A 12,536-nucleotide genomic window follows, 5' to 3' on the forward strand; every position below is an offset into this window, starting at 1 on the left:
ACATGATATTTGATACCCATGCCCATTATGATGATGAGGCATTTGATGAAGACCGCGACGAGCTCCTGAAAAATATGCAGTCCGGCGGCATAGGACGCATTGTGAATGTGGGAGCCAGCCTTCGCGGTGTGCAGGCAACGTATGATCTGATGCGGAAATACGACTTTATCTACGGTGCGCTTGGTGTGCACCCGGATGAAGTCGGTGAGTTAAATGAAGAGAAGATGCAGTGGCTGAAGGGGTTATTGTCCCATGAAAAAGCAGTAGCGGTAGGCGAAATAGGGTTAGACTATTACTGGGATAAAGAGTCCCGTGAGATCCAGAAAAAGTGGTTTGCAGAGCAGCTCCATCTGGCACTGGAATGCAATCTTCCGGTAAATATCCACAGCCGTGAAGCAGCGCAGGATACCTTTGACCTGATGAAAGCAGAACATGCCGGAAAACCTGGATTTGCCGGGGGAATTATCCACTGCTATTCCGGTTCCGCAGAGATGGCAAGAGAATATCGGAAACTTGGCTATTACATTGGCGTTGGAGGCGTGGTGACGTTTAAAAATGCCAGAGTACTAAAGGAAGTGGTAGCAGATACTCCGATAGACCGTATCGTGGTGGAAACAGACTGTCCATATCTGGCACCGGTGCCGAACCGTGGCAAACGGAATTCTTCTTTGAATTTGCCATATGTGATACAGACCATTGCGGAATTGAAAGGTTTATCTGAGGAAGAAGTAGAGCAGGCAACCTGGGAGAATGCATGCCGGGTGTACCGGTTAGAAAAGGAATAAATGTATGGAATTTAACGAAAAATTATCGAATCCACAGAAGACCATAGAGGTGATTCAGAAGTATGAATTTACCTTTCAGAAAAAGTTCGGACAGAACTTTCTGATTGACAGTCATGTGCTGAATAAGATCATTGCGTCTGCGGATATCACAAAAGATGATTTTGTGCTGGAGATCGGACCTGGTATCGGAACCATGACCCAGTATCTGGCTGAGGCAGCAGGACATGTCCTGGCAGTGGAGATCGACAAGACATTGATCCCGATCCTGCACGAGACGCTTGCTTCTTATGACAATGTAGAAGTGATCAATGAAGATGTACTGAAGCTGGATATCTGTAAAATTGTGAAAGAAAAGAACGGTGGAAAGCCGGTAAAAGTAGTGGCAAATCTCCCGTATTATATTACCACACCGATTATTATGGGACTCTTGGAGTCTCATGTGCCGGTGGAGAGTATCACGGTCATGGTGCAGAAGGAAGTAGCTATGCGTATGCAGGCTGGACCGGGAACAAAGGATTATGGTGCCTTATCATTGGCGGTACAGTATTATTGTGAACCATATATTGCAGCCAATGTTCCGCCGAACTGCTTCATGCCAAGACCGAAGGTGGGAAGTACAGTCATTCGTCTGACCCGCTACAGTGAGCCACCTGTGGCAACTGAAAATGAACAGCTGATGTTCCGCCTGATCCGGGCATCTTTTAACCAGCGAAGAAAGACACTGGCAAATGGATTAAATAACGCACCGGATCTGCACTACACCAAGGAACAGATTGCTCAGGCAATAGAAGCCTTAGGCGTGTCAGCCAGCATCCGGGGGGAAGCACTGACACTTCAGCAGTTTGCAAAGTTAGCTGATATATTAGCAAAACAATAAAACACAGCCTCTGCAATTCTGGCAGAGGCTTTTTTAAAAGGGAGGTTGCAGAACAATGAAAAAGGTGGAATTTACCTATCCGTCTCATGATGGAAAGACTCAGATTCATGCAATTTGTTGGGAACCAGATGAGAAGCCGGCTGCGGTACTTCAGATTTCCCATGGAATGGTGGAGTACATAGATCGCTATGATGAGTTTGCGGCTTTTCTGACCAGGCAGGGATATGTGGTAGTGGGAAATGACCATCTGGGACACGGAAAGTCTGTACAGGATGATTCATGGCTTGGATATTTTGCAGAAAAAGAAGGCAATAAAGTGGTGCTGCGGGATATTCACCGTCTGCGCCTGATGATACAGAAACGCTTTCCGGATGTACCATATTTTATTCTGGGACACAGCATGGGATCCTTCCTGGTACGTCAGTATCTCTGCCTTCATGGAAGCGGGCTGGCAGGTGCCATCATTATGGGAACCGGACATCAGCCACGGATCGCCACAGCATTTGGAATGGCACTTTGTAAGACCATGGCATTATTTACTGGATGGCATTATCGCAGTTTTCTGGTAGATGCCATGGCGTTTGGGGGCTACAACCGCAAGTTTGGTTCATTAAAAGGCAGGCAGTGGCTCAGCCGGAATGAAGAAAATGTGGCTGCTTATGTAAAAGATCCGCTGTGCACCTATCGGTTTACATTAAATGGGTATTACAATCTGTTCTATAGTATCCATATGTTAAGTGACGAAGAGATACTGGACAAAATGCCGAAGAATCTTCCGGTATTTTTGGTAGCAGGAGAAGATGATCCGGTGGGAAATGCGGGAAAGAGCGTAAAGAAGGTATATGAACAGTTTAAACAACTGGGAATGAAGGATGTGACCCTGAAGCTCTATCCACAGGACCGGCACGAGATACTGAATGAAGTAGACCGGGAAGATGTTTATCGGGATATTTTTCACTGGATGGAATATATGAGAGCGTAAAAAAGGGGGTTGTCGGTTAATACCACATTTCGGCTTCTCCAGTAGCAATTGAAAGGATCCCTGCAAGGACAAGGTTTGTTAGCCTTCTACCTTGCGAGGGATCCTTTTTTCTATGAGCGGATTTCTCCGCCCCTTCTTAATCCGATAAGGTTATTGACCGATTTGGAAAGAAAGGGATTCTTTATAATGTGGTAGACGAACATTATTTTAGCATTACAGCACCGATTGAAGTTAGTGACCAGTTTTTCGGTTGGGTGCTTGGATTTGGAAATGATGTAAAAATCCTGAAGCCGCAGAAGGTAGTTGATGAATTTACAGAGTATCTGGATAAGATCAGAAAGGTGTATGAAAGTTGATAAAAAGATGTTAAAAGACGTTATGATGTAGCTTAATTCTAGATAAAAAGATGCTATATTTTTTGTTGAATACACTTTGAATACAAATCCGATATAAATATGCAAAGCGATGTGCCATAACCTTCTCTCGATAATAGAAAAATACTGTATTTTAGGGGTTTTCGATTAGCTCAGCTGGCAGAGCACCTGACTCTTAATCAGGGTGCCCAGGGTTCGATCTCGCCTGCCGGCTCGGTCGGTGCTTCTGCCTATGGCAGAGTCGTCCACTGGACGACCGCACCCCTGATCGCGCACTGAAGGCACTGCTTTTGTAGACTTAGTAGCTACGGGGGCGGTGTTTTTTGCGTTATACAGACGTGGTTCTCACCTTGTGGGAATAGCGTTTTGGCCATATATGAAATATCATATTATTTTTAAAACCGGGACAGTTGACAAAATGGTAGCTGTCCCGGTTTGTCTTATCGGAAAAAAGGATTCTTTCTTTTGAGAGACAGGTCGGATAAGATAGAAAGAAAATGTTCTTGCCATGCTGACGTCTTGTGAAAATTATATAAATCATATATAATGGGTAAGGACTATAAAAAACAAATTATACAAAAACTGGTTTTGGGAGGGGGAAATATCATGCTGAAGGTACTGATTGCGGATGATGAGAAAAAGATATGCCGTCTTATACAAATGCTGGTGAATTGGGATGAGCTGGATATGCAGCTTGTGGGGGTGGCAAATAATGGCATAGATGCACTGAGGATGGTGAATGAAGAAAAACCGGATATATTGATCACAGATATTTGCATGCCGGGATGTGATGGAATAGAGATTATACGGCAGGCAAGGGAACAGAAAATTTCTATGGAGGTTCTGATTATCAGCGGGTATGCAGATTTTGCATATGCACAGTCTGCCATTCATTACGGCGTAAGTGAATATCTTCTGAAACCTATTAAACAGGATGAACTGACTGCTTCCTTAAAGAAACTGGGAGCAAGATGTATTCAGGAGAAAAAACGGATTGATACCAGCAACAGGCTTTTGCAGTATATGGAAGATGATAATATTCGAAAAAGATGTGCCGTTTTTTATGATCTGCTTCTGGCATCGCCACGCAGACCAATACCGGACAGAGATGAAGTGAACAGACAGTATCTGTATCATTTTTCAGACGGAATATTCCGGGTATTATTACTAAAACTGGATTATGATACGGAGAAACATGATATTCAGTCAGTACGCTCTATTATGCTGGAACTGGAAGAAATTCTAAAGGCAGAGCTGAAAAGTACCTGCAATGATATGGAGATCTATAAGGAAGAGTGTTATTGCTATATTCTCTGCAATTATGAAAAGGAAAACAGTCATATTTTCAGGAAGTCGGTAAGATACGCTATAGATCAGATTAATGCAAAAAGGTTCAGGCTGTGGGATGCCAGATATTCAGTGGCAATGGGAATTGATGTAGACAATACGGAAAAACTGTATGACAGTCTGGATTCTTGCAGGAGAGCCATGGATAACAGACTACTGGAAGGCGGTGAGCGGCTTCTGGATCCACCGGCGGTAAATAATCAGTTTGACTGCAGAGAACTGACGGAACCATATTGCAGAATATTTGATAAGGCCTCCGATCTGTGTGATGAAAAGATTATTGCAGAAGGCGTGGAAAAGTTTGGAACAGACATTCTCAAAGTAAAGAATATTACAGGTGAAGATCTGTTAAAAGCAGTTATGATGATCGGTACACATGCAGTGAATACACTGCAAAGCGAAGAGGCACATGACCAGCTGATTCTGTTCCGGAAAAAATGCGGGCACTGCAGTTCGGCAGATCAGTTATTTGGAGTGTTGGAGAATACACTGGTTCAGATTCTGCAGAAAAAGAAACAGCAGTTTGAGGAGGAAGAGCGTAAACCAATTCGTATCGCAAAACAGTATATGCAGAATCATTATATGGAGCCAATCACGCTGGAACTGGTGGCAGATAAAGTGGGATTCAACAGCAGCTATTTCAGCAGTTTCTTTAAAAAAGAGACAGGCGCAGGGTTTGCAGACTATCTGATACAGTTGAGGATGGAAAAAGCCAAGGAACTGTTGAAGGATACGAAAGACACCGTAAAAGAGGTATGCGAAAAAGTAGGTTACAGTGATGTAAAGCATTTTACGTCTATGTTTCGCAAGTATACCGGGTTAAAGCCGGGAGAATACAGAAAATTATACGGTTAGGGGTACAGCATGGGAGAAGACTGGAAATATCTGATAAGCAGAGTAAAATTTTTTGGATCACTTTTAATGATTCTGTGTGGGATGTTCTGGCTGAAGCTTCTGTATGACAAACGCAGAAACAGAATAGATCTGATATTGGTTCTGGTAATAGGAATCTTTCTGGTGATACTCGGTCTGATGATTATCAGACAGGTGGTACTGCCATATAAAAAAATAGAGAATAATATGACTCTTTTTCTGAAGGGATATACCATAGATGGGCTTCAGGACAGTGAAATAGCATTGACAAAAGAAGTGGACAGGATATTTTCAGAGTTGATACAGCTGCTGAAGTCGGAACAGATGCTGAATGAAAATAAAAGACAGGCACAGTATCTGGCACTTCAGAATCAGATTAATCCACATTTTTTGTATAATACGTTGGAGAGCATTCGAAGTGAAGCAATGGAAGCGGGCATGGACAGTGTAGTCTGCATGACAGAGGCACTGGCACATTTTTTCCGGTATACCATCAGCAACATGGAAAATATGGTGACACTGGAGGAAGAACTGGATAATATCAATACTTATTTCCTCATACAGAAATACCGGTTTGAAGAAAGAATCGGTCTCACTATAGAATATGATGAAGAAGAGCATGATCTGTTAAATCATTGTCTGCTTCCAAAACTGACTCTTCAGCCAGTGGTGGAAAACAGTATTATTCATGGGATTGAAAGAAAAATGGGCTTTAGTACAGTCCGGATTGCTCTCAGATGTACAGAGAAGAGGCTGATTATTCAAGTCAGTGATGACGGGATTGGAATGCAGCCAGAGGCACTGGATGATCTGAACCGCAAGCTGAATCAGTCCCTGTTTGAAAGCCTGCATAACAAAAAGAAAAAAGGTGGAATTGCGCTGGTGAATGTGAATAACCGTATTCATCTGATTTTTGGAGAAGAATATGGCATGACAGTATACAGTACACCGGGAGTGGGCACCGATGTAATGATTGAACTGCCGCTTGTAACCAGTCGGAGAGAACTGAAAAAGGTCGATTTTAATAAAGTGTGAGGCGTGACAGCACTCCGCTTGAAAAACAGGGTATGGCACATGAAAAAAGAAGTGCTGCGTATGCAGAGGGTTACTTATGTAGAAAATGATATTACCATATTGGATAATCTGAATCTGCAGATCTATGCGGGTGAAGTGATGGGACTTTTGCCACTGGATTCTTTTGGGCTGAATAAAATGCTGGAACTGATGCAGAAGAATCTGCCTATATTATATGGTCAAATCTATATCCGTGAGAAGCTGGTAAATTCCTTTTCTATTGGAACAGAAACAGAGAACAATGTCCTGATGATATCTTATGAGAATATACTGGTAAAGTATCTGTCGCCGGAAGAAAATATTTTTATTTTGAGAAAAGGATATAAAGGGATCTGGATTAATAACAGGATTATAAAAAGTCAGATGAAGATGCTGACAGATGAACTGAAAATAGGAGTGCAGTTCAACAAATCACTGGAAGAAATGTCCGTATTTGAACGGTATATACTGGAAATACTGAAAGCTGTGGTAAGCAGAGCAGATGTGATTATTCTGAGAGATCCCAGTTCTGTAATCACACCGGATCAGATGGACAGATTATATCAGGTGGTGCGGTATTATGCGGGAAAAGGTAATACATTTTTGTATGTAAGTACATGTCAGGATGAATTATGTGCAATGTGTGACAGAACAGCCATTATGGAAACCGGAAGGATTGTGAAAATACTGGAGAAAAGAAACCTGACAGAGCGGGTATTGCGAAATTATATGCTGTCTTACCAGGGAATGATAAAAAGAAGTGCGCAGGTAGAAGATTCGCCTGATGTGGAGAGGATCTTTCGATTCAAAGATTATTCCTACAATAAAATAAAAGAGTTATCTTTCAGCATTCGCAGGGGAGAATGTCTGGTCATCCACGATGGAGGGGAACAGATCTATGATGATCTGGAATATGCTTTTACTGAAGGGCGGGGAGATTCCGGTCAGCTTTTATACAGGGGAAAGCCGTATAGAAAGAAAGATACCAGAAAAATAGCTGTGGTTTTGGATAATCCGGCAGAGAATATGCTGTTTAAAAATATGAGTTATGAGGATAATCTGTGTCTTACATCGGATCATCTGCTCAAAGGTCTGTGGCATCGTAAGGAGACGAGAAAAGCAATTGCAAGAGAACGAATGGGAGAAAAAATGCCGCAAAATGGCACGGAAGTGAAAAACATGACCATTTATCAGAAGTACCGATTGATATATGGACGTATTTTATTGCAACACCCTGATATCGTCGTCTGCATTCATCCGTTTTTAAATACAGATCTGAAATTGCGGACACTGATTTATCAATTGATGAAAGAATTGCTGGATCATGGAATTGCAGTAGTGATTGTGACAGTGAATTATCAGAATGTACTTCTTCTGGCAGATCGGCTTGTTTTTGTAAAAGATGGAAAAAATATCGGAATTTTAAACAGAAAAGAATTTGAATACTTGCTTAGTGAGACTTGAGATGGAATAAGAGAGAACGGATGTATGATCTGAAGTTGAGATATGCATCCGTTCATTTTTTGAGTTACAGAAGCAAAAACGCACAAATAAGCATATAAAAATGATAAAAATATAACAATAATTCCATATATAATACGAGAAGAATGAAAAAATAGACAAAAAACATTGATGAAACAGATAATAACTATACAAAATCCAAAAATACCCCCTCTCTGTCCAAAAGGAATCCCCTTTTGAAAAAAACAGGCGCATGATAGAATGCAATCATCAAAAGAACAGAAACGAAATGAAAAAGAACCATAACTATTCAGAACCCAATGTGAAGGTACTGAACAGTTACAAAGAACCATAAATCAGACAGGAGGTGAACATATGAGTGTGTTACTGGAAATGCGTGGGATCCGCAAAAGTTTCTACGGAAATGAAGTGCTTCATTCCGTTGATCTGACGCTGGAAGCCGGAACCGTTCTTGCACTGATGGGAGAAAATGGTGCAGGAAAATCGACAATGATGAACATACTCGTTGGAATCCACAAACGTGATGGCGGAACAATCAGGATTGATGGCCAGGAGGTCAATATAGAATCTCCACATGATGCCCAGAAACTGGGAATTGCCATGATCCATCAGGAATTGTCTTCCGTTGTAGAAATGTCAGTGGCAGAAAATATATATCTTGGAAGAGAGCCTGTAAAAAACGGATTTATTGATTACAGGAAAATGTATAAAGACACAGAAGAGCTTCTTAAGAATCTGAACATTAACCTGAATCCGAAAACCAAGATGGGAAAATTAAGAGTGGCAGATCAGCAGCTTGTGGAAATTGCGAAAGCAGTATCACAAAATGCACGAATCCTGATAATGGATGAACCAACATCCTCCATTACTGACAGAGAGGTAGAAAACCTGTATGGCATTATCCGGGATCTGAAAATGAGAAAAACAGGTATCATTTATATTTCCCATAAAATGGAAGAAGTCTATACCATTACCGATCAGATTACGGTCCTGCGTGACGGAGCAAGCATTGCAACCTGGAACACAAAAGAAGCAACCAATGACATGGTAGTAAAGGCAATGGTTGGTCGTGAACTGACAGAACAGTATCCAAAAAGAAAGGTAGAAATCGGAGATACCATTCTGGAATTAAAAAATTTTACACAGGAAGGTGTATTTGAAAATATCAGTTTCAAACTTCGCAGAGGCGAAATTCTCGGTCTGGTGGGACTGGTAGGAGCAGGAAGAACGGAAACGATGCAGGCATTGTTTGGAATCACAAAGCCGGACAGTGGGGAAGTTTATCTGAAAGGTCAGAAAGTAGAATTCAAAAAACCGGTTGATGCAATTAAAAACGGACTTGCCTATGTGACAGAAGACCGGAAGGGCGAGGGATTAGTACTTCCTATGAGCATTGCTCATAATATTACATTACCTTCGATGAAAGAGCTGAGCCGAAAGATTTTTATAAAACAGAAAGAAGAAAAGGACAGAGTTGGAAAAGAGATTACAGATCTGAAAGTAAAAACAACCAGTCCGAATCTGGCAGTAAAGAATCTTTCTGGAGGAAACCAGCAGAAAGTGGTTCTTGCCAAATGGATGCTGAAAAATCCGGATGTGATTATTTTTGATGAACCGACCAGAGGTATTGACGTCGGTGCCAAGGCAGAGATCTATAAACTGATGAATGAATTTGTTGCAGAAGGCAAAGCAATTATTATGATTTCATCGGAACTGCCGGAAGCCATGGGTATGTCAGACAGAATCCTGGTATTGAGTAACCACAAAATGAGTGGGGAATTATCCAAAAATGAATTTAATCAGAAGTCTCTGATGAAATTAGCTATGCAGCATATGTAACCTAAGGAGGAGGTAAGGGAAGATGAAAAATACAGGAGAAATGAGCGCGTCCATGAAGGCACAGGCGCGGAAAAATTTTATCTCCAAATATGGATCATTAGTTGCACTGTTTGTGCTCTGTATCATCATTACAATTATTAAACCAAGATTTATCAGTCCATTAAATATACGAAATGTACTGAGACTGGCATCGATCAACGGACTTCTTGCCATAGGTATGACATTTGTCTGTCTGACAGGAGGCATTGACCTTTCTGTAGGAGCGGTAATGGGATGTGCCGGTATGTATTCTGCATACTTCGCACAGGCATCCATGAATATGCCGTGGATCGTAGCGGTTCTGGTAGGTCTGCTGATGGGATTTGCAGTCGGATTATTCAACGGTATCTGTATAGCATACCTGAAGGTACCGGCATTCGTTGGAACACTTGGTTCCATGAGTGTAGCCAAAGGTCTTACCTACATATTAACAAATGCAAAGCCGATTCCAAACTTAAGTGAATCTTTTAAGGCAATCGGTGGTGGAATGGTATTTAATGTAATTCCTATTCCAATTATCGTATTTACCATCATTCTGATCGGCTGTTTCCTGTTGATGTACAAAACCAGATATGGAAGATATGTCATTGCAGTCGGCGGTAATGCAAAAGCAGCACGAGTTTCCGGTATTGATGTAAAGAAAATTACAGCTTCTGTATATATTTTATCCGGAATACTGGCAGCACTGGCAGGAATTATTACAACAGCCCGTGTAACATCCGGTGTAACGAATACCGGTGACGGTTATGAAACAGATGCGATCGCAATGGTTGTAATCGGTGGTACCTCTCTTGCAGGTGGAAAAGGAAGACTCTGGGGAACTATCGTAGGTATTCTCCTGATGGTCTGCTTGTCAAACGGTCTGGATATGCTGGGTGTATCTGCTTACTATCAGATGATTGTAAAAGGTTTCGTAGTAATCGCAGCAGTTATGATGGATGGATTAAGTTCAGATTGATGGGGCAGTCTTGAATTATGTATTTGGCAGATCGCAGAAGATCTGTTAAAAGGGTGATCGGAAATCGAGTAATCCGGTTACAAAAACTATATAAGGGTTAAAAGGAGGAAAAGGAAATGAACAAGAAAATCGCAATGGCACTGGCAGGAACAATGGTAATGGCACTGGGAGCAGGAACAGCAGCAATGGCAGAAGATACCGTATCAATTGGTGCAACCTACTATACACTGCAGACTGAGTTCTGTATGAGAATGGATAATTATGCGACCAAGTACTGTGAAGAAAACGGTATTGATTATGTATCTTACGATGGAAATAATGATGCTGCTACACAGCTTGACCAGGTTGAAACCATGATCGCCAATGGTGTAGATGCTATTATTCTGAATCCTCAGGATGCAGATGCATGTGTAGCCTGCGTAGAAGCAGCAGACAAAGCCGGAATCCCTGTTTTTGGTGTAAATACAATGGTTAACACAGATCTTCTTACCGCATATGTTGGCTCACAGGACGTTGGCGCCGGTGAAGAAATTATGCAGTACATGATCGATTATATGAAGTCTGATGATTTTAATATCGTAATTATTGAAGGACCTATGGGACAGTCAGCACAGCTTCAGAGATGGGAAGGTATCAACAATGTACTGGCAGATCATGAAAACATCAAAGTGCTGGAATACAATACAGCAAACTGGTCACGTTCTGAAGCTATGACACTTATGGAGACATGGCTGACCACATATGGCGATGAAATCAATGCCGTTGTTGCTGAAAATGATGAAATGGCACTTGGCGCACGTCAGGCCATTGAAGCAGAAGGATATGATATCCCATGTATCGGTATTGATGGTATCACAGATGCAGTTGCAGCTGTAAAAGAAGGCAGAATGATTGCTTCTGACTTCCAGGATGCAGAAGGCCAGATCTCAGGTGCAATCGATGCAGCAGTTGCATACTTAAATGGAGAAGAAGTGGAAAAAGAAATCTGGATTCCTTTCCAGATGATTACACCGGACAACGCGGACGAATACGTTGACAGATACTAAGATAAATCAAATGGGGCGGGTGGCGTGAAGTCCCCGCCTTTCTTAAACAAAAATAACTGATATAAAAACAGAACAGAATCGGAGGAGTACAATTATGTTACCAAATTTTTCAAAAGAAGAAATTATGTCACTGGATCTTGGACTGAAAGGAAAAACAGCAGTCATTACAGGTGGTGCTGCCGGAATCGGAAATGAAACAGCAGAATTTTTCTTAAAGCAGGGAGCAAATGTAGTTCTGGCAGATTTAAATCCTGAAGTAAATAATATTGCAAAAGAAATGGGCGGCGATAAGGCAATCGGAGTTGCCGGAAACGTATGTGATGCAGAATACAGACAGCATGTTATCGAAGAAGGCGTAAAAGCCTTCGGACAGATTGATATACTGGTAAACTGTGCAGGAATCGTAGCACTGGAAAGTGCAGAAATTATCAGCGAAGATTTCTGGAACAGAACCATCAATATCAACCTTTCAGCAAGCTTCTTTATGGCACAGGCTGTTGGAAAATATATGATTGATAACGGAGTGAAGGGAAGTATTGTAAATATTGCTTCTCAGGCAGGTGTTATTGCACTGGATAAACATGTGGCTTATTGTGCCGCTAAGGGCGGAATTATTGCCATGACAAAAGTGATGGCAATGGAATGGGGCAAATACGGTATTCGTGTCAATGCCGTAGCACCAACCGTAGTATTAACAGCACTCGGACATAAGGCATGGGATGGCCCGGTAGGAGATGCATTCAAGAAAGAGATTCCGGCAGAGAGATTTGCAGAACCGGAAGAGATCGCAGCAGTGATCGCATTCCTTTGCAGTAAAGGCGCAGCAATGATCACCGGTCACAACTTACTGATTGATGGCGGATATACAATTAAATAGGAGA

11 protein-coding genes are annotated in these 12,536 nt (G+C 41.8%); all 11 read left to right on the top strand.

All coding sequences use genetic code 11. The features are described from left to right. The first annotated feature begins 2 nt into the window (after positions 1-2). The 11 genes from OCV47_RS06505 to OCV47_RS06555 all read left to right on the top strand — a co-directional run bounded on the left by OCV47_RS06505 (position 3) and on the right by OCV47_RS06555 (position 12,532). Positions 3-785 carry a TatD family hydrolase gene (locus OCV47_RS06505; protein ID WP_262654417.1) on the top strand — a complete coding sequence of 261 codons (783 nt, stop codon included), beginning with the start codon at positions 3-5 and terminating at the stop codon, positions 783-785. 4 nt (positions 786-789) lie between these two features. Next, the gene (gene rsmA / locus OCV47_RS06510) at positions 790-1,662 is read left to right on the top strand and encodes a 16S rRNA (adenine(1518)-N(6)/adenine(1519)-N(6))-dimethyltransferase RsmA (protein ID WP_117448261.1); all 873 of its coding nucleotides are present in this window, start codon (positions 790-792) and stop codon (positions 1,660-1,662) included. 55 nt (positions 1,663-1,717) lie between these two features. Continuing rightward, positions 1,718-2,644: a lysophospholipase gene (locus OCV47_RS06515; RefSeq protein ID WP_262654418.1), complete on the top strand. Its 927-nt coding sequence runs from the start codon at positions 1,718-1,720 to the stop codon at positions 2,642-2,644. Between the two features lie 188 nt (positions 2,645-2,832). Beyond that, positions 2,833-3,000, top strand: coding sequence for a WCX domain-containing protein (locus OCV47_RS06520; RefSeq protein WP_470358375.1), 168 nt, complete (start codon positions 2,833-2,835; stop codon positions 2,998-3,000). A 624-nt stretch (positions 3,001-3,624) separates the two neighbouring features. After that, complete coding sequence (locus OCV47_RS06525; RefSeq protein WP_262654419.1) at positions 3,625-5,220, top strand: response regulator transcription factor; 1,596 nt, start codon at positions 3,625-3,627, stop codon at positions 5,218-5,220. A 9-nt stretch (positions 5,221-5,229) separates the two neighbouring features. After that, positions 5,230-6,273, top strand: a complete 1,044-nt coding sequence (locus tag OCV47_RS06530) for a sensor histidine kinase (RefSeq protein ID WP_262654420.1) — start codon at positions 5,230-5,232, stop codon at positions 6,271-6,273. Between the two features lie 39 nt (positions 6,274-6,312). Then, positions 6,313-7,755: a sugar ABC transporter ATP-binding protein gene (locus tag OCV47_RS06535; protein WP_262654421.1), complete on the top strand. Its 1,443-nt coding sequence runs from the start codon at positions 6,313-6,315 to the stop codon at positions 7,753-7,755. Between the two features lie 372 nt (positions 7,756-8,127). After that, the gene (locus OCV47_RS06540; protein WP_283243058.1) at positions 8,128-9,612 is read left to right on the top strand and encodes a sugar ABC transporter ATP-binding protein; all 1,485 of its coding nucleotides are present in this window, start codon (positions 8,128-8,130) and stop codon (positions 9,610-9,612) included. A gap of 22 nt (positions 9,613-9,634) precedes the next feature. Next, positions 9,635-10,609: an ABC transporter permease gene (locus OCV47_RS06545; protein ID WP_262654422.1), complete on the top strand. Its 975-nt coding sequence runs from the start codon at positions 9,635-9,637 to the stop codon at positions 10,607-10,609. A gap of 116 nt (positions 10,610-10,725) precedes the next feature. Continuing rightward, positions 10,726-11,655: a substrate-binding domain-containing protein gene (locus OCV47_RS06550; protein WP_117448255.1), complete on the top strand. Its 930-nt coding sequence runs from the start codon at positions 10,726-10,728 to the stop codon at positions 11,653-11,655. 94 nt (positions 11,656-11,749) lie between these two features. Continuing rightward, positions 11,750-12,532: a GolD/DthD family dehydrogenase gene (locus OCV47_RS06555; protein ID WP_117448254.1), complete on the top strand. Its 783-nt coding sequence runs from the start codon at positions 11,750-11,752 to the stop codon at positions 12,530-12,532. Positions 12,533-12,536: the final 4 nt, after the last annotated feature.

It is taken from the genome of Muricoprocola aceti (assembly GCF_025567005.1).
Lineage (GTDB): Bacteria > Bacillota > Clostridia > Lachnospirales > Lachnospiraceae > Marvinbryantia > Marvinbryantia aceti.